Raw genomic sequence first — 21,364 nt, forward strand, 5'->3', positions numbered from 1 at the left:
TGACCGGCCCTTTCTTATTAGTGGGGACTGAGGATCATCAATTGCTCCTCGGTGAAGTAATGCTCATCGCAGTTGTTGCCAGCACCACTGCGATCAACCACCAGGAAGTCATCCCGCTTTTCGATCGTCAGCACCGGGTGGTGCCAGACGCCGCGATGGTAATTGACGCCCTGCCTGCCATTGCTGAGGAAGGCACGGACCAGACCCGATACAGGTGCATCGCCAAGTGGCGCGACCACGATCAGAAAGGGGTTGCCGAGCAGCGGAATGAACGCCTGGCTGCCCAGCGGATGACGTTCAAGCATGCGAATGGTCAGCGGCATGTCCAGCGCCTCGGCGCGGAAGATGCTGATGATCGCCCTGTCTTCAGGCTCGGCGGTCTCGACCGTGGCGAGCTTGTGGAAGCGCATGGTCGAGCCGTTGTTGATCATGAAGTGGTCGCTGCCGTCGGTTTCGATCACGTCACCGAAAGGGGCGAAGGCTTCTTTGCTCAGGGGCTCGATCATCAGGGTGCGCATGGTCTTGTTCTCTTTATCGAAAGGGGAGGCGAAAAGGCGGCAGCCAGCGCGGACGCTTCACGCACCTGGCGGCCGATGTTGCACGGGTTACAGCTGCGAAAGGCGCAGCAGGGCGATACGGTCGATCTGTTTCAGGGCTTCGCGAAACTCGCTGTCTGCATCGTTGTGCAGGCGCGTTTCGAAGGCGGCGAGAATCTGCTGCCGGTCACTGCCGCGCACCGCCATGATGAACGGAAACGCGAAGCGTGCCTTGTAGGCGTGGTTGAGCGCGGTGAAGCGGGCGAACTCTTCCGGGGTGCACTGGTGGATGCCGGCACCGGCCTGTTCGGCAGTGCTCGACTCGGTCAGTTCGCCACGCACCGCGGCCTTGCCAGCCAGATCCGGGTGGGCGTTGATCAGCGCCAGTTGCTCGGCATGGCTGGCTGCCTGCAGCACCGCGCTCATGCGCTGGTGCAGACCCTCGACCTGATCCAGTTCACTCGACGGCCCTTGATCGAAGACGCGCTGGGCGACCCACGGCGAATGCTCGTAGATGTCGGCGAAGGCGGCGATGAAGGCATCGCGGTCAAGGGAAGACGGGGTCAGGGTGCGGAAGGCGGTCATCGGCAGGTCTCGTCGTCAGGGTTCATTTGCAGGGGTGCGTGGCGTGCCAGTGGCGGGCGATGTCGACGCGGCGGGCGAACCACACCTGCTCGTGGCTTTTCGCGTAGTCGACGAAGCGCTTGAGGGCGGCCAGGCGCGCCGGACGGCCGACCAGGCGACAGTGCAGGCCGATGGAAAGCATCTTCGGTGCTTCGGCACCTTCTTCGTAGAGCACATCGAAGGCGTCCTTCAGGTACTGGAAGAACTGCTCGCCACAGTTGAAGCCTTGCACCTGAGTGAAGCGCATGTCGTTGGTGTCGAGGGTGTAGGGAATCACCAGGTGCGGCTTGTCGGTGGGGTTGTTGCGTTCCCAGTAGGGCAGGTCATCGTCGTAGGTGTCGCTGTCGTAGAGAAAACCGCCTTCTTCCATCACCAGGCGCCGGGTATTGGGGCTGGTGCGGCCGGTGTACCAGCCCAGCGGGCGTTCGCCGGTCAGTTCGGTGAGGATGCGGATGGCTTCGAGCATGTGCTCGCGTTCCTGGGCCTCGTCCATGTTCTGGTAGTCGATCCAGCGGTAGCCGTGGCTGCAGATCTCGTGGCCAGCGTCGACCATGGCGCGAATCACATCGGGGTGACGCTGCGCCGCCATGGCCACCGCGAAGATGGTCAGCGGCACGCCGGTGTCCTTGAACAGCTTGAGCAGGCGCCAGACTCCGGCGCGGCTGCCGTACTCGTACAACGATTCCATGCTCTGGTTGCGTTGGCCTTGCAGCGGCTGGGCCGCGACCATTTCCGACAGAAACGCTTCCGACTCCTTGTCGCCATGGAGAATGTTGCGCTCGCCGCCTTCTTCGTAATTGAGCACGAACGACAGGGCGATGCGGGCGTTGCCCGGCCACTGCGGGTGAGGAGGGGTGTTGCCGTAGCCGATCAGGTCGCGAGGGTAGTTGGCGCTCACTGCAATCTTCCTTCTTGTGCGTTGGTGCAGAGAATAGGCGGACCCGCGTCGGGATGTCGCACCATGTGTGGTGCTGATTGTATACAAGATAATAATTTCTTTGTAAGCCCGATTTTCGCTACAGACGCCCATCGGTCCTCCACAAGCGCGTGTCGACAAACTTGCCTGATCGGTCAGCTATTGTCTATAGGTATAGCGCATGTCGTGGCTTTGCAATGGGTGCACAAGGCTCTAAGTGCCCTGGCTTAAGGGTCTATAAAATTGTGTACAATTTTCCGTTGCGGTGTCTTAATGAGCGCCCTTGCATTGCCCCTGTCTATCTCCAACATGAGGCCTTACGCCATATGGGACGTCTGACTACCCACGTACTGGATGCCGCCCACGGCTGCCCCGGCAGCGCCATTCGCGTCGAGCTTTACCGTGTCGACGGCCAGCGTCTGGAGCTGCTCGGCAGTGCCCTGACCAACGCCGATGGCCGCCTCGACACGCCGCTGTTGCAGGGTGATGAGTATCGCTCCGGGGTCTACCAATTGCAGTTCGCCGCCGGCGACTACTACCGTGCGCGCGGCGTGGCGTTGCCCGACCCGGCCTTTCTCGACGTGGTGGTGCTGCGTTTTGGCATCGATGCCGCACAGGATCACTACCACGTGCCGCTGCTGATTTCGCCGTACAGCTATTCCACCTATCGCGGTAGCTGATCGCCGCCGCAACGCGCATCGAAGGTTCTTGCCCGCTCTCACACTGGCGGGCTTTTTTTCGCCTCGATAGCGCTGAGGCACGCGCAGGCGGGGGGCAAATGCCGGCGCGAGGGCGCATAATCCTGGCTTAATCCTCATCCGCTGCAATGCCGCACTTTCTCCAGGAACCGCCGCCATGCACGTACTGCTATGCGAGGACGACGACCTCATCGCCAGTGGCATCTGTGCCGGGCTTACCGCCCAGGGCCTGACCGTCGACCGCGTGGCCACCGCCTCGGCGGCGCGGCAGTTGCTGCAGACCGCGCAATTCGACGTGATGATCCTCGACCTGGGCCTGCCCGATGAAGACGGCCTCAAGCTGTTACAGCGCCTGCGCCAGCAGGGCGAGGCGCTGCCGGTGCTGGTGCTGACCGCGCGCGATGCCGTCAGCGACCGGGTCGATGGCCTGCAGGCCGGCGCTGACGACTACCTGCTCAAACCTTTCGATCTGCGCGAGCTGGCCGCGCGCCTGCACAGCCTGCTGCGCCGCGCCGCCGGGCGCGCGGTCAACACCATCGAGCACGGCGCCCTGCGTTACGACCCCAGCAGCTGCGAAGCCTGGTTGCACGGCCAGACCGTCGACCTGTCGCGGCGCGAGCAGGCGCTGTTGCAGGCGCTGCTGCAGAACCCCGGCCGGGTGCTGTCGAGCGAGCAGCTCAAGGATTGCGTGTACGGTTTCACCGATGAAGTCGAGAGCAACGCCCTCAACGTGCACATCCACCACCTGCGGCGCAAACTCGGTGCAGGCATCGTCGAGACCGTGCGCGGGCTGGGCTATCGTCTGGGGCCGGCGTCATGAGCCTGCGCGTTCGCCTGTCGCTGATTCTGGGCAGCGCCTTCGTATTCATCTGGGCGCTGGCGGCGGCGTGGATGCTCTGCGACCTGCGCCAGCAGATGATGTTCTCCCTCGATCAGCGCTTGGTGGCCTCGGCGCGTATGGTCGCCGGGCTGATCGACCAACTGCCGCAGCCGCTGAGCGCCAAGGGCCAGGATGCGCGCATTTCCGCCGACCAGCTCAGCGTGCCGGATGGCATGGCCTGCCAGGTCACCTCGCTGCGCGGGGAAATCCTGGCCAGTAACCACCAGCACGACGCCAACCTCGACGATCAGGGCAATGGCTTCAACGACCAGCTCATCGACGGTGCGTCCTGGCGCACCTTCACCTTCAGCCACGGCGATGTACGCATCACCACCGCCGACCGCCATCAGGAGCGCGAAGCGCTCAATCGCTCGATCCTGCTGGTGGCTTCGGCGCCGGTACTGATGGCCCTGCTCGGCAGCCTGGGGCTCTTGTGGATTGGTCTGGGCAAGGGTCTGGAGCCGCTCAACCGCATGCGCGATGCGCTGCGTCGGCGCCGCGCCGACAGCGTCGAGCCGTTGCAGGTGGCCGGCTTGCCCAGCGAATTGCAGCCGCTGCTCGATACCCAGAACCAGCTGTTCCTGCGTATCGCCCAGACTCTGGAGCGCGAGCGTCGCCTCACCGACGATGCCGCCCATGAACTGCGCAGCCCCCTGACGGTGATCAAGACCCACCTGCAAGTGGCACGCATGACCGACGGCGCGGTGCGCGAGCAGGCTCTGGAACATGCCGAGCAGGGCGCCGACCGGCTGCACCGCACCCTCGAACAATTGCTGATGCTGGCCCGTGTCGAGGGCAGCCTGTCGTTCGACGACGGTGTGCAGTGCAGCGCCGAGCAGGTGGCGCGCCAGGCCATTCACGACGCCGGTGGCGGCGACAACCGGCGCATCGTTTTGCACCTGCCCGAGGCCGCCACGCGAACCTACCTGAGCATGCCCGGCCCGCTCGCCGTCACCGCCTTGCGCAACCTGCTGGACAACGCCCTGCGTCACGGCGGGCAACAGGCGCCGGTGGAGTTGGAGGTGCAGATGAGCGAGGGCGAGGTGGGGTTCGTGGTGCGTGATCACGGCCCCGGCATCGCCAATGCCGATTTGCAGCACCTCACCGAGCGCTTCTGGCGGCACAGCCAAAGTGCCGGCTGCGGCCTGGGTCTGGCCATCGTCGAAGCCATCGCCCAGCGCTGCGCCGGGCAACTGCGTTTCGACAACCAGGCCGACGGCCTGCGCGTGTGCCTGCAAGTGCCCGCGCGCGTCGAGGCGTGAGCGGCGCCCGGTAAAAATCTGTTGCGTAGCGCTAAATCCGCCCTTGGGCGAAGCGTTCTCCAAGCATTGCCCCGCACATATCCGGTAACAGAGCTGGGCGGGCCACTGACGCATGCTTGCGAGGATCCTTCGATGTCTAGCGCTTCCAGCCTTGCCCAGGTGCTGCCGGCTACCGCGCCGCAGCCCTTGTACGAATTCAGCGACTCCCCGTTGCTGCTGCGTCAGCAGCAACAGGAATCCAACGCCCGCAGCTATCCACGGCGTATTCCCCTGGCGCTCAAGCGCGCCCGCGGCATCTACGTGGAAGATGTCGAGGGGCGGCAGTTCATCGACTGCCTGGCCGGTGCCGGCACCCTCGCCCTGGGGCACAACCATCCGGTGGTGATCGAGGCGATTCAGCGCGTGCTGGCAGACGAGCTGCCGCTGCACACCCTCGACCTCACCACCCCGGTCAAGGACCGTTTCGTCCAGGACCTGTTCGGCGTGCTGCCCGACGCACTACGCCGCGAAGCCAAGGTGCAGTTCTGCGGCCCAACCGGCACCGATGCCGTGGAAGCAGCCTTGAAGCTCGCGCGCATCGCCACCGGGCGCAGTAACGTGCTGGCCTTCCACGGTGCTTATCACGGCATGTCCCAGGGCGCGCTGAGCCTGATGGGCAGCCTGGGGCCGAAGAAGGCACTGGGCGCGCTGCTCAACAACAACGTGCAGTTCCTGCCTTTCCCTTATGACTACCGCTGCCCGTTCGGCCTGGGCGGCGCTGCCGGGGTGCGGGCCAACCTGCATTACTTGGAGAACCTGTTCAACGACCCCGAATCGGGCGTGCAGCTGCCAGCGGCGGTGATCGTCGAGGCGGTGCAGGGTGAGGGCGGTATGATCCCGGCCGATGTCGAATGGCTGCGCGGTCTTCGGCGTATCACCGAGCAGCATGGCGTGGCGTTGATCGTCGACGAAATCCAGAGCGGCTTCGCCCGCACCGGCAAGCTGTTCGCCTTCGAGCATGCCGGCATCGTTCCCGACGTGGTGACGCTGTCCAAGGCCATCGGCGGCAGCCTGCCGCTGGCGGTGGTGGTCTACCGTGAATGGCTCGACCAGTGGGGGCCAGGCGCCCACGCCGGCACGTTCCGCGGCAACCAGATGGCCATGGCCGCGGGTTCTGCGGTCATCGATTACCTGCTCGAACACGACCTGGCCAGCCACGCCGCCGCCATGGGCGAGCGCCTTTGTGGGCATCTGCGCCAATTGCAGCGCGACTACCCGCAGTTGGGCGATATCCGCGGGCGCGGCCTGATGCTGGGCGTCGAGCTGGTCGATCCGGCAGGGGCGGCGGATGCCCAAGGTCACCCGCCGGCCTGTCGCCAGCTGGCGCCCAAGGTGCAGCGTGAATGCCTGCGCCGCGGGCTGATCGTCGAGTTGGGCGGCCGGCATGGTGCGGTGGTGCGCTTCCTGCCACCGCTGATCATCAGCGCCGAGCAGATCGACGAAGTGGCCGAGCGCTTCGCCCAGGCTGTGCGCGCCGCGCTGGCCGCCTGACTGCAAGGCAAAAGCCGCGAAACGCTGCTGGGCGGTTCGCGGCTTTTGTGTGTACGGCTCGGCAACGGCCTTAGTCGAGGCTGCGCCCGGCGCGCCAGTAGCCCATCAGGCTGAGGGTGCGGCGATCGAGGCCGCGCTCCTGGATCAGCCAGCGGCGCAAGGTCATCACCGTCGACGACTCGCCCGCGATCCAGGCGTGAAACTCACCGCCCTCGCCACTGGCCTGTTCCCAGAGAATGTCTTCGTCGATATTCAGCTCATCCAGTTCACCAGCCGCCGAAGCCGCTGCGGTCGGCAGCCAGGCCTGTTCGCGCACGGCCTCGAGCATGGCCTGGCCGTGCTCGCTGCGCAGTTGCTCGCGGGCCAGCCAGTGCAGTTCGGTATGCGCCGGGCGCGCCAGCTCAAGACAGTCGGCCAGCAATGGCACCTCGATGAACGCTTGCACACGGGCCTGGCTGGCCTGTTCGGCCAGTTGCTGGAGAATCCCGGCGATGGCCGGCAAGGCGGTTTCATCGCCCACCAGCAACAGCCGTTGCAGGCCCTGCGGTGGCTTCCATTCGTAGCCGCCGGGGTCGCCGGCAAAGGCCAGGTTGGGCGCGACCATCTGCACCCGGTCGCCCTCCGTGGCATGGGTCGCCCAGGCCGAGGCCGGGCCGTTGATGCCGTGCAGGACGAAATCGACATCCACTTCCGCTGCATCGCGGCGCAGGGCGCGAATGGTGTAGGTGCGCATTGGCGGGCGCTGGTCGAGCGGTAGCTGGCGTCGCGCGTCGTTCCAGTGCAGGCGGTTGTCGAAGGCCGGCAGCGAGCCATCTGCGGCAGGGAACAGCAACTTTACCCGCTGATCGGGGGCCAGGGTGTTCATCTGCGCCACGTCGGCGCCGGTGAACACCAGGCGCAGCAGCGATGGGGTGATGGGCAGGCGGCGCTTGACCCTGAGGTCGAACAGGCGATAGCCGCTGGGCGGTTGCGCTGCGGGCGAGGGCTCGGCGCGGTCGGCCTGGGCGCTGGCGGAGGCGGAGGACATGGCAGGGTTCCTGTGCGGCGGGTTCCCTGAAGGAACGAGCGCCGCACAGGTCGATTTATCGACTAGGAATGGAGCTGCGCACGCAGCCACTCGCGAACCGCGCGATAAATGCCCTCGACCTGCCCGCTGATGCCGGACATGCGCAGGAAGTCATGGGTCAGCCCGTGCTGGGTCACCAGGGTCAGCGGCGTGCCGCTGGCGCGCAGGTGCTCGGCGTAGGCCAGGCCCTCGTCATGCAGCGGATCGTACTCGGCCAGGCTCAGGTAGACCGGGGCCAGCGCTGGCAGACTTTCGGCGCGCAGCGGCGAGACGCGCCAGTCCTCGCGCTGGGCCGGGTCGCCCAGGTAGTGCTGGTAGAACCACTCGAGGGTGTCGCTTTCCAGCAGATACCCCTCGGCGAAGCGCTGGTGTGAAGGGTGGGTCTGCGCCACGTCGGCGACCGGGTAGAACAGCAATTGTGCGCAGGGTGCGAAGCCCTTGGCTCGAGGCTCGCGAGCAGCGGCGATGGCCAGTACCGTGGCCAGGGTCGCGCCGGCACTGTCGCCGGCCACCACCAGGCGCTGCGGGTCGAGGCCGAACGACTCGGCATGCGCGTACAGCCACTCGGCGCTGTCCTGGGCGTCATTCACCGCCACCGGGAAGCGTTGTTCGGGGGCCAGTCGGTAGGCCGGGGCCAGCACGGCAAATTCGCCGTCTGCGGCCAGGCGCCGGCAGATCGAGTCGTGCGAATCGAGACTGCCGACTACGTAGCCGCCGCCATGCAGATACAGGATGCACGGCAGCGCACATTCACCTGTGCCCGCAGCGCGATACAGCCGCGCCTCGATGCACGCGCCGTCGCGCATGTCGAGGCTGTGCACGACAACCTCCAGCGCAGCGGGAGGCAAGGGGTCGAGAACCTGCGAGCTGCGCTCGAACTCTTCACGCGCCAGGGTCACGCTCAGGTGGTGCATCGGCTGGCTCTTGCCGGTCATGCGGCCGAGTTCGGCCAGTTCCAGAAAACCTTCCAGGTCGGGGTCCAGCGGCATAGCGGGTTCCTCTTGGCAAACGCTGCACGGGTGCAAACCGTGCGCAGCGACAACGGATTCAGGCCAGTACGGCCGACAACTGCGCCATCAATCGATCGATCTGCGCTTCATCGTTGAGCAGGCCGGGCGCGGTGCGAATCACCGGGCCAACGTCGCGCGCCACGGCATCGACGTTGACCTTGCGCGCGAGCAGCGCCGCAGCCACCTGATCGCAGTCACGGCCCTTGGCGCGGAAGAAGGTGAAGCCCGACGACAACGCCGGGCTGCGCGGCGTCACCAGTTCGATATCGCGCCGGCTGAGCAATTGCTCGCGCAGGTAGCCGTTGAGCTGGTGGATGCGTGCCTGCACCTGGTCCTTGCCCAGTTGCAGGTGCAGTTTGAAGGCCTCATCCAGCGCCCAGCGGTGCTCGAAGGCGTGGTAACCACCGGGCGTGAAACGGGTGGCGAAGCTGTCGTCTTCAGAGAACGTGGGGATCAGCGGCGTGAGGTTTTCCACGGTTTCACTGCGCGCGCAGATGATTCCGGTGCCGCGCGGGCCGAACAGCCACTTGTGAGTGCCGGCGATGAAGAAGTCGCAGTTCATGCGCGCAAAATCCAAGTCTTCCACGCCGAAACCGTGCACGCCGTCGATCACATAGAGAATGCGCTCGGCTTCGCTGCGGTTGCGGTTATGCCGCGCCACCAGCGCGCCGATCTGCTCGACCGGCAGTTTCACGCCACTGCTCGAATGCACCCAGGTCATGCCCAGCACGCGGGTGTTCGGGGCAATGGCGCGGTCGATGGTGTCGAGAATCTGCTCGATTGACACCTGCGCCGGATCATCGAACAGGCGAATCTTGCGCACCTGGGTGCCCTCGCGCTCGCTGCGAAAGGCCAGGGTGTAATGGGTCGAGTAGTGCTCATGCTTGGTGGTGAGGATTTCCTGATCCGGGCGCACCTGGATGCCGCCGTAGATCATCGCCAGACCCTCGGTGGTGCTGCCGGTCAGGGCGATCTGTCCCGGCCGGGCGTTGAGGTAGCGCCCGGCCCATTCGCGCACCTGCGCCTCGTGCCGCCAGGTCTCCTGGCGGTCCCAGTCCATGGCTACTGCCGGGTTGCGGTCGAGCCAGGCGCGGTGGCGGGCGATGGCCTCGCGCACCGGGCGCGGGTGCGAGGTGATGAGGAAATTGGCGAAGTGCAGGTAGTCCGGGTCGAGGTCGAACAGCCCTTGCAGGTGCGTCCATTTGCTCGCGCTGCTGCTGGCCTGGGGTGCTGCATGCACGCAGCCTTCTAGGCTCGCGCCAAGCGGCAGCGCCACGGCGAGCAGGCCCGCCTGTTTGAGGAAGGTACGACGGTCGCTCATGGTGGGGTCACTGCACGGAGGACGAGGGGGATTGACCAGCCTGTTGCACCTGGGCCCAGGTGCGCAGGAAGTTACCGCCCCAGAGCTTGCCGATATCGGCTTCGGAATAGCCGCGCTGCAGCAGTTCGGCGGTGACGTTGCGCGACTCGCTGACATCGTTCCAGCCGTCGATGCCGCCGCCTTCGTTGAAGTCCGAGGCGATGCCGACGTGGTCGATGCCGATCTTGCGCACGGCGTAGTCGATGGCGTCGCCGAACTCCTTGAGGCTGGCCTTGGGTTCTTCTTCGAGCAGGGCGTAGAACTGGCTGGCATAGCTGCCGAACTTCTGCTCGCTCCAGGCGGCGATCACCGGGTCGCCCGGCATCAGCGCCATGGCCTGGTTGGGCAGTGGCGGCAGGTCGAACTGGCTGCGCAGGGCGTTGAGTTTGTCCTGGGTCTTTTGCGTCATCGGCTTGAGGTAGGCGGAAAACGCCACGATCTGCACCACACCGCCACTGTCGCGGATCAGGCGCATTTCCTTGTCGCTGAGGTTGCGCGGAATGTCGACGAAGGCCCGCGGCACCGAGTGCGAGGCGACGATTGGCGCACGGCTCAAGGCTGCGACCTGCTCCAGCGCAGGCGTCGACATGTGCGACACATCGATGATCACGCCCAGATCGTTGAGCCGCGCTACCGCCTGCTTGCCCAGGTCCGAGAGCCCGCCCAGGGCGTCAGGCGAGTCGTTGAGAAACGGCAGCGGGCGCGAGGAATCGGACCAGTCGTTGTTGCCGATGTAGTTGAAGCCGAACATGCGCATGCCCCGCGCCGCCCACTGATCGAGGCGGTCGAGGTCGTGGCCCAGCGGATAGGCGTTGAGCATGCTGATGAAAATCGCGAACTTGCCCTCACCGTGCAGGCGCCGCATGTCGTCGGGGTTGTAGGCGATGCCGACTTGCTGCGGGAAGTCGCGGACCATGCCAGTGATGGCCTTGTAGCGCACTTCCTGCTGGTTGCGCGCCTCCTCGACGAAGCCTGGGGTGGGGCGATGCGGCGCGTCTGGGCCGTTCCAGATTTCCGGCCAGCCGAAAAGGGTCAGCGCCGCGCCCGACAAGCGGCCCTGCGCCGCCTTGGCCAGGTCGAACTGACCGGGTCCGGACTTATCCGCCTCACGCCCCTCGGTGCCGAAGCTCAGCGGCAAGGTGATATGGCTGTCGAACGAGATCAGCCGTTCCTGCAGTTCATTGGCCTGGCGCACTACTTTTGCCGGGTAGGCCGGGGTCGGCTCGAGCAGACGCCAGGCGACATAACCACCTACCCCGAGCAGCAGCGCCAGGGGCAGGCCGAAATACAGGGTCTTGTTGCTGCGCGATCTTGTCATTGCCATCTCGATACGGGTCACGGATGCGGGGCCTGGGCTATCAGGGGAGGACGAGCATGGCGCGGGCAAATTTACCGGGCGCTGGGCGGTCGGCCCGCTAAATTTGCCGGCCCAGCGTACGTTCTTGCTGGGATGGCGCCTGCTTCATGGCGAACACAGGTGGGGTGATGACGATTTCTCGACGCGGCTTCATGGCCGCTGCAGCGCTGCTGGGCGCTGCCGTGCCGGCGAGCTACTACGGCCACCGCGAACTGACCAGGCCGGACGACGAGGAACCGGAGACCCCCGGCGAAGCCACGGTGGACCTGGCTGACGTGGCCGAACAACACCTGGCCAACCGCTTGCGCGGCATCTGGGACCTGCGCCTGTTCGGCCATGACGCCGGCTTGCCCGGCGTGCCCGAGCAGCCGCTGCAACTGTTCATCGACATCGCCGCCCGCGGCCGCGGCATCCGCGGCTGCCTCGACACCCCCGAGCGCCTGCGCGGCGAGCCGGCGCCGGCCTATCAACTGATCGGTGACCTGCGCCGCGACGATGCCGGCCTGCTTTACTGGCGCCTGGTGCCGGCCAACACCAGCGCGCCGCGCTGGGAGCTGGCGATCAAGATCGACGAGGTCTGGGATCAGTTCGGCAACGCTGGCAGCGACACCTTCAGCGGCCAGGTGCTCGACCTGCAACGGCCGCTGGCCCTGGCCGAGCAGGACAACCGCTTCGTCGCCACCAAGCAGCTGTTTCCCGAGGCACGCCTGCGCACCGGGCTGGAGCCAGTGTTGCTCGACTGGCTGATCTCGCCTGAACACCGCCTGTTCCACCAGCTCTGGCACGCCAGCCGCGACCAGTGGCACAAGCTGCCTGAAGACAAACGCGAGGCCCTGCGCGGCCTGGGCTGGCAGCCAGGGCCGCGCAGCCGCGAACGCGACGCCCGTGGCCGGCACAAGGACCGCAATGGCTCGGGCGTGGACTTCTTCTTCATGCACCGGCACATGCTGGCCAGCGCCCGCGCCTTGCAGCCGCTGCCTGCCTGGCAGCACTTCCCCTTGCCGCAGCCGCCGCTGGAGCGCGACCGATTGGGCTTCGCCCGTTATTTCGACAACCATGACGGCAACGCCTTGCCACCGACCTGGCTGGCCGACGAGGACGAGACCTACACCGAGTGGGTCAGCGGCATCAAGCGCGAAGAAACCTTCCACGCCAACTTCGCCCTGTGGGAATCGCAGTACCGTGATCCGCGCTACTTGGCCGGGCTGACCCTGGGCCAGCTCGGCTCGGAAATGGAACTGGGCCTGCACGACTGGCTGCACATGCGCTGGGCGGCCGTGCCGCGCGATCCGTCCAGTGGCGTGCCGGTGCCCTATGGGCGCAGCCAGGACGACTTCGCGCCGCGCTGGTTCAGCGCCGAGAACGACTTTCTCGGCGACCCGTTTTCCTCCCACGTGCACCCGGTGTTCTGGCGCTTCCACGGCTGGATCGACGACCGTATCGACGACTGGTTCGCCGCCCACGAACGCTTCCACCCCGGCCAGGTACGGCGCTTGGTGGTCAATGGCGTGGCATGGTTCGCCCCGGGCCGCTGGGTCGAAGTGGCTGACCCATGGCTGGGCCCGGACACCCACGGCTGCAGCAGCGTGCCAGGGGTGCGGCCGGGCAAGTCGGTGGAAATGGACGTCGAGACCATGAAGCTTGCGCTGCGCATCATCTTCGCCAATGAAGATGACGGCATCGCCGGGCTGGTGCGGCGCGTGCCGAAGCGGCCGTGGTATGCGCGGCATCTGTCAGTGGCTGGCATGGATTTTTAACGGCGCTCAGCCCTCTGGCGTTTCGCCGCCGACCTGCGCCACCTGCCAGCCACCGCCCAGGGCCTTGTACAACGCCACGCTGCCTTGCAGGCGTTCGAGGCGCAGGCGCGCTTGTTGGTCCTGGGCGGCGAACAGCGTGCGCTGCGCCTCCAGCACCACCAGCAGGGTTTCCGCACCGGCCCTGTAGCGTTGCTGGGCGAGGTCGAAGGCCAGTTGCGCCTGCGCCACCTCTTGGTCCTGCCACTGCCGTTGACGATCGACCCCAGCAATTGTGTTGAGGGCTTTCTCGACATCAGCGAAGCCAGCAGTGATGCCTTTGCGGTAGTCCTCCAGCAGCTCCTGCTGGCGAGCGTGGGCTTTGTCGCGCTCGGCGCGCAGTCGGCCATGGTCGAAGATCGGCGCGGCAAGGCCGGCAGTGAGGGTATAGAACGGGCTGTCGAGCACCGCTGGCAGGGTGCGCGCGCCGCTGCCCAGGTTGGCGCCGAGCAGCAGTTTGGGCAGCATCGCGGCCCGCGCCACCTGCACGTCGGCCTGGGCGGCGGCCAGCCGCGCTTCGGCGGCAGCGATGTCCGGGCGGCGGCTGAGCAGCTCACTGGGCACGCCGTGGGCGATGCTCGGCCAGCGCAGCGCGGCGAAGGTTTCCTGGGTGGTGGGCAGGTTCTGCACCGGTTCGCCGAGCAGGGTGGCGAGGGTCACGCGGTTGTCCTGGCGCTGCTGCTCGAGCAATTCGACCTGACGCTGCTGGGCGGCGCGCAGGCCTTGCTGCTGGGCCAGTTCCAGGCGACTGGCGGCGCCGGAGTCCTGGCGGCTGCGCACCACCCGCAGCACGTCGCCGGCGTTGTCCAGGTTGAGCCTGGCGATGCGCAGTTGTTCATCCAGGCTCAGGTCGCGCAGGTAGCTGTCGGCCACGGCGCCGAGCAAAGTCAGCTCGACGGTCTGGCGCTCGAAGCGGCTGGCTTGCAGGCTGTGCTGGGCGCTGTCGCGGGCCGCCCGCACGCCGCCCCAGAAGTCCACTTCGTAACGGGTGCTCAGCACCGCGTCGAAGCGCGTGTTGGTGCGGTAGCGTTCGCCGACATCCAGGCCATCGTAACCACGCCCGTGCAAAAGGTGCTGGCGGCCGGCATCGAGTCGGCCTTGCAGGTCGGGCAACTGCGCGGCGCCGGCGATTACCGCCTGGGCCTGGGCCTGGCGTACGCGTGCGGTGGCAGCGGCGAGGTCGTGGCTGTTGCGCCGGGCACGTTCGATCAACGTGTTCAGGGTCGGGCTGGCGAAGGCTTGCCACCACTGTGCGTCGGGCCAGGCCTGGCTGGCCTGGGGCGCGCCGCTCTGCCACTGGGCAGGCGCCTGGATGCCGGCATCGGGGGCGGGCGGCGTGCTGCAGGCCGCCAGGCACAGGCTCAGGGTCAACAGGCTGATACGGCTGGGCAGGGTCATGGATTATTCGCTGGTAAGGGCTTTGACCGGGTCGAGACGGGCGGCCTTGCGTGCCGGCATGAAACCGAACACCACGCCGGTGACGACGGCGCAGGCGAAGGCGCCGAGGATCGCCGGCAGGGCGAAGGCGACGGCGATGTCGACCAGCAGCAGGCCGGCACCGATGCTCAGGGCCAGGACGATACCGGTGATGCCGCCGACCATCGACAGCATCACCGCCTCGCTGAGGAACTGGCGCAGGATGTCGCGCTGACGGGCGCCGGTGGCCATGCGGATGCCAATCTCGCGGGTGCGTTCGCGCACGGTCATGAGCATGATGTTCATCACCCCGATGCCGCCCACCAGCAGCGAAATCGCCGCAATGGCGCCGAGCATCAGCGACAGGCTGTTCTGGGTGCGCGCCTCGGCCTGGATCAGCGCGGCGTCGTTGGTCAGGTCGAAATCCTTCTTGCCCTGGTGGCGCTGGCGCATCAGGTGATCGATGGCCGCTTCGGTCTCGGCCACCCGGCTGGAATCGGCGGCGGCGATGATCACGTATTCCGGGTCGTGCTTGGCGAACAGACGGATCGCTGCAGCGGAGTAGGGCACCACGATACGCTCGTCGCTGTCCTGGTCGCCGGAGCTGGCGCCCTTGCCGGCGAGGATGCCGACCACCTGGAACGGCACGTTGCCGATCAGCAGGTATTCGCCGATGCCGCTGCTGCCGGGGGCCAGCAGTTTTTCCCGGACCTTCTGCCCGATCACCGCCACCGCCGCGCCGCGGCGCTCGTCGGCTTCGCTGAAGAAACTGCCTTCGACCACCGGCCAGTTGAGGATCTGCGCGAACTGGGTGTTGTTGCCGCCGACATAGAACTGCTGATGATTGTTGCCGTAACGCACGCTCAGCTCGCCGCCGATCACCGGCATGATGCGCTGAACCTGCGGCAGTTGGCCGATCGCCTCGACATCGTCGAGGGTGACGATGCCGGCGGTCTCGCGCAGGGTCGCGTGCTTGCCGTTGAGGTAGAGGATGTTCGAGCCGAACGCTGCCATCTGCGCCATCACCTGGCGCTTGCTGCCTTCGCCGACCGCAAGCATGACCACCACCGAGGCCACGCCGATGACGATGCCGAGCAAGGTCAGCGCGGTGCGGAAGCGGTTGATCCACATCACCCGCCAGGCCGCGCGCAGCGATTCGAGCAACTCGCCCTTCCAGGCCCCGCGCAGGGTCGCGCCGCGGTCCAGGCGCTGGCGCAGCTCGTTGGCCTGCAGGTGCTCGGCGCTGGCTGCAGGCGGTGGCTCGGCACCCGAGTCGCTGACGATCTGTCCGTCGCGAATCTCGATCACCCGCTGCGCCCGCGCCGCCACTTCGCGGTCGTGGGTGATGAGGATGATCACATGGCCCTGGCTGGCCAATTCGTCGAGCAAGGCCATGACCTCGGCGCCGCTATGGCTGTCGAGGGCCCCGGTGGGTTCGTCGGCCAGGATGATGTGCCCGCCGTTCATCAGCGCGCGGGCAATCGACACCCGCTGCTGTTGGCCGCCGGAAAGTTGATGTGGGCGGTTGCCGGTACGCTCGGCCAGGCCCAGACGCTGCAGCAGGCTGGCGGCGCGGGCGTGGCGCTGTTCGGCGGGGATGCCGGCGTAGATGGCCGGCATCTCGACGTTTTCCTGGGCCGAGCCTGAGGGGATCAGGTGATAGCCCTGGAACACGAAGCCGAACGCTTCGCGGCGCAGCCAGGCCAGTTCGTCGACATCCAGCTCGGCGACAGGCTTGCCGGCGAAGTGGTAGGTGCCGGAGGTTGGCCGGTCGAGGCAGCCGAGCAGGTTCATCAAGGTCGACTTGCCTGAACCTGAGCTGCCGACGATGGCGACGAACTCGCCCGGATGGATGCTCAGGCTGATGCCGCGCAGCACTTCCACGGTCGGCGAATCGACGCCGCCATAGACCTTGCGAATGTCGCGCAGCTCGATCAACGGTTGCGACATTCAGCCTCCACTGGCGTTGCCGATCAGCACCCGCTCGCCTTCGCGCAGACCGTCGAGCACCTGGGTGCGCAGGCGATCGCTGAGGCCGGTGCGTACCTGGCGCTGTTCGACCTTGCCTTGGTCATTGAGCACCTGGGCCAGGCGCAGGTCCGGCTCGGGGCCGTCCTCCAGCGCCGCCAGCGGCGCGGTCAGCACCTGTTGCGCCTGGCCGGCGACGAAGAACACCTGGGTGGTCATCTCGGCCATCAGCGCGCCGTCGGGGTTGTCGACATCCAGCAGCACCGTGTACTGCACCACTTGGCTGGCGCCGGCGCCATTGCCGATGCTGGCCGGGCTGCCGCCGCCCTGGCTGGTCTGCTCGAGCGGGCGTGGCGGAATCGGCAGAATCTGCCGCACCGTGCTGCTCCAGCGGCGCTTACCACCGGCCAGGGTGGTGAAGTAGGCGCTCATGCCCGGCTTGACCTGGCCGATGTCGGCTTCCGAGACCTGCGCCCAGACGGTCATCGGCGACAGCCTGGCGATGCGCAGAATCAGCGGCGTCTGCTGCTGGGCGTTGAGGGTCTGGCCCTGGCGGGCGTCGAGCGCCACCACGGTGCCGTCCATCGGTGCGTAGATGCGTGTGTAGCCAAGCTCGGCCTCGTCGCTGCGCAGGCTGGCCTGGGCCTGGCGAATCTGCGCCTGGAACATGGCGATGCGCGCGCGGGTGGTCTTGAGTTGGGCGTCGGCGCTCTGTACGTCTTCCTCGCGGGTGGCGCCGGTGCTGGCCAGGGCGCGCTGGCGTCGATACTGCTGCTCGGCCAACTGCGCCTGGGCCTGTTGCTCGGCCAACTGCGCCTTGAGGTTGTCGATGGAAAACCGCCCGGCATCGACCCGCGCCTGCTGGGTCGAGGGGTCGATTTCGACCAGCAACTGGCCTTGCTTGACCACATCGCCCACTTCCACCAGCAGCTTGTGGATTTGCCCCGAGGCCTGCGCGCCGACGTCGACATACCGGCGTGGCTGCAAGGTGCCCAGGGCGGTGACGCTGCTTTCGATGTCGCCACGGGTGACCGCGACCGTACTGAGTGCAGGGCCTGAGAGCGGGAGCTTGGCCCAGGCGGCCAGACAACTCAGTACCAGCAGGCCGGCGCCGCCCAGCAGCAGGCGACGGGTGTTCGGTGAGCGTTTCATGCAGGCTTCCGGCCGTTGAGTGAAAGGCGCGCAGCGCCGAGGCGCAGGCAAGTTCCCCTTTGAACGAAGCAGCCTGCGGCGGATTTAGCCCGCACTGCACAGCGGCTTTGCGTGGCTGAAAAGGGGCTGCGCAGGAGGCGGTGTCAGGCCTGTCCGTGGCGCTGGCAGACACCTGGGGCGAGGCATTTGCTATCCTCCTGCGCTTCGTCGACCCATGGAACCTGTGCCATGCCTGCCACCGCTACACCCCGTGCGCGCGCTTTCAGTCGCAGCGATCACCGCACCCTGGCCCTGGCGGCGCTGGGGGGGGCGCTGGAGATCTACGATTTCATCATCTTCGTGTTCTTCGCCCTGACCCTGAGCCAGCTGTTCTTCCCGCCGGAGATGCCCGAGTGGCTGCGCCTGCTGCAAAGCTTCGGCATTTTCGTCACCGGTTACCTGGCGCGGCCGCTGGGTGGCATCCTCATGGCCCATTTCGCCGATCACCTGGGGCGCAAGCGGGTGTTCAGCCTGAGCATCCTGATGATGGCCCTGCCGTGCCTGCTGATCGGGGTGATGCCGACCTACGCCGACATCGGCTACGCTGCGCCGCTGTTGCTGCTGGGGCTGCGTATCCTGCAAGGGGCGGCGGTGGGCGGCGAGGTACCCAGCGCCTGGACCTTCGTCGCCGAGCACGCCCCGGCCGGTCGCCGCGGTTACGCCCTGGGCTTTCTGCAGGCCGGGCTGACGTTCGGCTACCTGCTCGGGGCGCTGACCGCGACGCTGCTGGCGCAGTTGTTCACCCCCGAGCAGATTCTCGACTACGCCTGGCGTTACCCGTTCCTGCTGGGCGGCGTGTTCGGTGTGGTCGGGGTGTGGCTGCGCCGCTGGCTGAGTGAAACCCCGGTGTTCCTCGCCCTGCGCGAGCGCAACGCGCAACCGGTGGCGTTTCCCCTGCGCCAGGTCTTGAGCCGTCACCGCCAGGCGCTGATCCCAGCGGCGCTGCTGACCTGTGTGCTGACCTCGGCGGTGGTGGTGCTGGTGGTCATCACCCCGACGGTGATGCAGCAGCGCTTCGCCCTCAGTGCCGGGCATACTTTCGCCCTGAGCAGTGTCGGTATCGTCTTTCTCAATATCGGCTGCGTGCTGGCGGGGCTGCTGGTCGACCGTATCGGCGCCTGGCGCGCCCTGGCCCTCTACAGCCTGCTGCTGCCGCTGGGCATCGGCGTGCTGTACGCCAGCCTGGTCGGGCAGTGGGGCACGATCTGGCCGGCCTACGCCCTGGCCGGGCTGTGCTGCGGCGTGGTTGGGGTGGTGCCGTCGGTGATGGTCGGGCTGTTCCCGGCGCAGATTCGCGTGTCGGGCATCTCCTTCACCTATAACGTGGCCTATGCCCTATGGGCCAGCACCACGCCGCTGGCACTGATCGCGCTGATGCCGTGGAGCCCGTGGGTGTGCGTGGGCTTCTGCCTGGTGATGGGCGCGGTCGGTGTGGCTACGGCCTGGTACTACGCCAACTGTGAGTCGCTCGGCTTCGTCCGCGACTGCGCCTCGGCCTGAGGCCGAGGCATAGCCTAATGAAAAGCCCCCGAACCTTGCGGTGCGGGGGCTTTTTCGTGGGGCAGGGCGGGCCTACATGTTCGGGTAGGTCGGCCCGCCGGCGCCTTCCGGGGTGACCCAGGTGATGTTCTGCGCTGGGTCCTTGATGTCGCACGTCTTGCAGTGCACGCAGTTCTGCGCGTTGATCTGGAAGCGCTTGCTGCCGTCGTCCTGGGTGACCACTTCGTACACCCCCGCCGGGCAATACCGCTGCGCCGGCTCATCGTACAGCGGCAGGTTGCTGGTGATGGGGATGTTCGGGTCGGTCAGCTTGAGGTGGCAGGGCTGCTCTTCCTCGTGGTTGGTGCCCGAGATGAACACCGAGCTGAGTTTGTCGAAGCTGAGCACACCATCGGGTTTCGGGTAGTCGATTTTCTTCGACTCGGCGGCGAGCTTGAGGCAGGCATAGTCGGGCTTGGTGTCACGCAGGGTGAACGGCAGCTTGCCGGCGAACCAGTTCTGGTCGACATAGTTGAACGCGGCACCGAACAGCGGGCCGAACTTGTGCATGGCCGGGCCGAAGTTGCGGCTGGCGTACAGCTCTTCGTACAGCCAGCTGGCCTTGAAGCCGTCGACGTAGCTGTTCAGCGCATCGCCCCCTTCGCTGCCGGCGAGCAGGGCCGCGGCCACCGCGTCGGCGGCGAGCATGCCGGACTTCATTGCCGTGTGGCTGCCCTTGATCTTGGCCACGTTCATGGTGCCCAGGTCGCAGCCGATCAGCGCGCCACCGGGGAAGACCATTTTCGGCAGCGAGTTCAGGCCGCCCTTGGCCAGGGCGCGGGCGCCATAACTGATGCGCTTGCCGCCTTCGAGGTACTGGCTGATCACCGGGTGGTGCTTGAGCCGCTGGAATTCGTCGAACGGCGACAGGTACGGGTTGGCGTAGGACAGATCGACGATCAGGCCGACCACCACCTGGTTGTTTTCCAGGTGATAGAGGAACGAACCACCGGTGTTGTCCCTGGCTACCACGTCCAGCGGCCAGCCGGCGGTGTGCACCACCAGGCCCTGTTCGTGCTTGCTCGGGTCGATTTCCCAGATTTCCTTGAGGCCGATGCCGTAGTGCTGCACGTCGGCTTCGCTGCCCAGGTCGAAGCGCTTGATCAACTGCTTGCCGATGTGTCCGCGGCAGCCTTCGGCGAACAGCGTGTACTTGGCGCGCAGTTCCATGCCGGGGGTGTACAGGCCGTCCTTGGGCTGGCCTTCACGGTCGACGCCCAGGTCACCGGTGATGATCCCGCGCACCACGCCGTCGTCATCGATCAGCGCCTGCTGGGCAGCGAAGCCTGGGTAGACCTCGACGCCGAGGTTCTCGGCCTGCTGCGCCAGCCAGCGGCACAGGTTGCCCAGCGAGATGATGTAGTTGCCTTCGTTGTGCATGGTCTTGGGCACGAACAGGTCGGGCACCTTGGCCGAGGTCTGGGCATCCTTGAGCACGTAGATGTCGTCGCGCTTGACCGCAGTGTTCAGCGGTGCACCCAGGGCTTGCCAGTCGGGGAACAGTTCATTGAGTGCGCGGGGTTCGAAGACCGCACCGGAGAGAATGTGCGCGCCGACCTCGGAGCCTTTCTCGACCACGCAGACGCTGATTTCGTTACCGGCCTCGGCGGCCTTCTGCTTCAGACGGCAGGCGGCCGACAGCCCCGCCGGGCCAGCGCCGACGATGACGACGTCGAATTCCATGTACTCGCGTTCCACTGGTTCTCTCCTACTCATCAAGGCATTTCGCGGGTGCGTCTCAGGTGGCATGCGCTCGTGCGCAGCTTCTTCTGCGTTGGCGTCGAGGACGGTAGCTTCGCGCGCGAGCAACTACACCGCGTCAGGTGGTCGGCATTATATCTACACCACCCGCACGGTCCAATACAAACGTTTGTTTGAATTCCTTCAAACCCTGTAGATTCACGGGGGTGCGGCCGGAAACTGGCCGATTTGGCGTATTGACCGAAGGGGGTGTTGCAGTCAAGATACGAACGCTTCACGCTCGCCATGGGCTGTCCGACGGGCGCAGGTGTACCTCTAAAAGCCCGGTGCCAGGCAGGGTTTTACGGCCATTTCCGGTTATGTAGCGAAGTCTACACGGCACCACAGAAAATGACCCGCGGGTTTTGTCTGGTCGCCTCAGTGATGCTGGCCGATCCGCCGTTGATTTCCTGCTTGTCGCCACGTTTTTCAGAGGTGCCCTTGTACCCACGCGCATTCGCCGGGCCGACCCCGAGCG

17 protein-coding genes are annotated in these 21,364 nt (G+C 66.4%); 6 read left to right on the forward strand and 11 right to left on the reverse strand.

Annotated features, from left to right (window positions below; translation table 11 throughout):
• Positions 1 to 17 precede the first annotated feature (17 nt).
• The 3 genes from LK03_RS12875 to puuE form a co-directional block, all read right to left on the reverse strand.
• On the reverse strand, positions 18 to 518 hold the full coding sequence (locus LK03_RS12875; RefSeq protein ID WP_038412775.1) for an ureidoglycolate lyase: 501 nt from the start codon (positions 516 to 518) through the stop codon (positions 18 to 20).
• An 87-nt stretch (positions 519 to 605) separates the two neighbouring features.
• On the reverse strand, positions 606 to 1,121 hold the full coding sequence (gene uraD / locus LK03_RS12880) for a 2-oxo-4-hydroxy-4-carboxy-5-ureidoimidazoline decarboxylase (protein ID WP_038412776.1): 516 nt from the start codon (positions 1,119 to 1,121) through the stop codon (positions 606 to 608).
• A 22-nt stretch (positions 1,122 to 1,143) separates the two neighbouring features.
• Positions 1,144 to 2,058, reverse strand: coding sequence for an allantoinase PuuE (gene puuE, locus LK03_RS12885; protein ID WP_038412777.1), 915 nt, complete (start codon positions 2,056 to 2,058; stop codon positions 1,144 to 1,146).
• 344 nt (positions 2,059 to 2,402) lie between these two features.
• On the opposite strand from puuE, the gene uraH reads away from it, so the two are divergent.
• The 4 genes from uraH (at position 2,403) to LK03_RS12905 (ending at position 6,446) form a co-directional block, all read left to right on the forward strand.
• A complete protein-coding gene (gene uraH / locus LK03_RS12890) occupies positions 2,403 to 2,756 on the forward strand; it encodes a hydroxyisourate hydrolase (RefSeq protein WP_038412778.1) in 354 nt (117 codons plus the stop codon).
• Positions 2,757 to 2,931: 175 nt separating this feature from the next.
• Positions 2,932 to 3,594 carry a response regulator gene (locus tag LK03_RS12895; RefSeq protein WP_038412779.1) on the forward strand — a complete coding sequence of 221 codons (663 nt, stop codon included), beginning with the start codon at positions 2,932 to 2,934 and terminating at the stop codon, positions 3,592 to 3,594.
• Positions 3,591 to 4,916, forward strand: coding sequence for an ATP-binding protein (locus LK03_RS12900; protein WP_038412780.1), 1,326 nt, complete (start codon positions 3,591 to 3,593; stop codon positions 4,914 to 4,916). Before LK03_RS12895 ends, LK03_RS12900 begins: the two co-directional genes overlap by 4 nt.
• A 132-nt stretch (positions 4,917 to 5,048) precedes the next feature.
• Positions 5,049 to 6,446, forward strand: a complete 1,398-nt coding sequence (locus LK03_RS12905; RefSeq protein ID WP_038412781.1) for an aspartate aminotransferase family protein — start codon at positions 5,049 to 5,051, stop codon at positions 6,444 to 6,446.
• Between the two features lie 70 nt (positions 6,447 to 6,516).
• On the opposite strand, the gene LK03_RS12910 is transcribed toward LK03_RS12905, so the two are convergent.
• The 4 genes from LK03_RS12910 to pvdM form a co-directional block, all read right to left on the reverse strand.
• Positions 6,517 to 7,473: a siderophore-interacting protein gene (locus LK03_RS12910; protein WP_038412782.1), complete on the reverse strand. Its 957-nt coding sequence runs from the start codon at positions 7,471 to 7,473 to the stop codon at positions 6,517 to 6,519.
• 62 nt (positions 7,474 to 7,535) lie between these two features.
• Positions 7,536 to 8,501, reverse strand: a complete 966-nt coding sequence (locus tag LK03_RS12915; RefSeq protein WP_038412783.1) for an alpha/beta hydrolase — start codon at positions 8,499 to 8,501, stop codon at positions 7,536 to 7,538.
• Between the two features lie 58 nt (positions 8,502 to 8,559).
• Positions 8,560 to 9,843 carry an aminotransferase class V-fold PLP-dependent enzyme gene (locus LK03_RS12920; RefSeq protein ID WP_038412784.1) on the reverse strand — a complete coding sequence of 428 codons (1,284 nt, stop codon included), beginning with the start codon at positions 9,841 to 9,843 and terminating at the stop codon, positions 8,560 to 8,562.
• 7 nt (positions 9,844 to 9,850) lie between these two features.
• Positions 9,851 to 11,200 (reverse strand): pyoverdine-tailoring dipeptidase-like protein PvdM, encoded by a 1,350-nt coding sequence (gene pvdM, locus LK03_RS12925; protein ID WP_038412785.1) that lies wholly within the window; start codon positions 11,198 to 11,200, stop codon positions 9,851 to 9,853.
• 167 nt (positions 11,201 to 11,367) lie between these two features.
• Between pvdM and LK03_RS12930 the strand changes: the two genes are divergently transcribed.
• Positions 11,368 to 12,996: a hypothetical protein gene (locus LK03_RS12930; RefSeq protein ID WP_038412786.1), complete on the forward strand. Its 1,629-nt coding sequence runs from the start codon at positions 11,368 to 11,370 to the stop codon at positions 12,994 to 12,996.
• Positions 12,997 to 13,002: 6 nt separating this feature from the next.
• On the opposite strand, the gene LK03_RS12935 is transcribed toward LK03_RS12930, so the two are convergent.
• Genes LK03_RS12935 through LK03_RS12945 form a run of 3 tightly spaced genes read right to left on the reverse strand, consistent with a single transcriptional unit; the run spans position 13,003 to position 17,568 of the window.
• Positions 13,003 to 14,430 carry an efflux transporter outer membrane subunit gene (locus tag LK03_RS12935; RefSeq protein WP_038412787.1) on the reverse strand — a complete coding sequence of 476 codons (1,428 nt, stop codon included), beginning with the start codon at positions 14,428 to 14,430 and terminating at the stop codon, positions 13,003 to 13,005.
• A 3-nt stretch (positions 14,431 to 14,433) separates the two neighbouring features.
• Positions 14,434 to 16,398, reverse strand: coding sequence for a MacB family efflux pump subunit (locus LK03_RS12940; RefSeq protein ID WP_038412788.1), 1,965 nt, complete (start codon positions 16,396 to 16,398; stop codon positions 14,434 to 14,436).
• The gene (locus LK03_RS12945; protein ID WP_038412789.1) at positions 16,399 to 17,568 is read right to left on the reverse strand and encodes an efflux RND transporter periplasmic adaptor subunit; all 1,170 of its coding nucleotides are present in this window, start codon (positions 17,566 to 17,568) and stop codon (positions 16,399 to 16,401) included.
• Positions 17,569 to 17,796: 228 nt separating this feature from the next.
• On the opposite strand from LK03_RS12945, the gene LK03_RS12950 reads away from it, so the two are divergent.
• Positions 17,797 to 19,107, forward strand: coding sequence for an MFS transporter (locus tag LK03_RS12950; protein WP_038412790.1), 1,311 nt, complete (start codon positions 17,797 to 17,799; stop codon positions 19,105 to 19,107).
• 72 nt (positions 19,108 to 19,179) lie between these two features.
• Here LK03_RS12950 and LK03_RS12955 read toward each other — a convergent pair whose 3' ends face one another.
• Complete coding sequence (locus tag LK03_RS12955) at positions 19,180 to 20,844, reverse strand: electron transfer flavoprotein-ubiquinone oxidoreductase (protein ID WP_038412791.1); 1,665 nt, start codon at positions 20,842 to 20,844, stop codon at positions 19,180 to 19,182.
• Positions 20,845 to 21,364: the final 520 nt, after the last annotated feature.

The sequence above is a fragment of the Pseudomonas cremoricolorata genome (assembly GCF_000759535.1).
GTDB lineage: Bacteria > Pseudomonadota > Gammaproteobacteria > Pseudomonadales > Pseudomonadaceae > Aquipseudomonas > Aquipseudomonas cremoricolorata_A.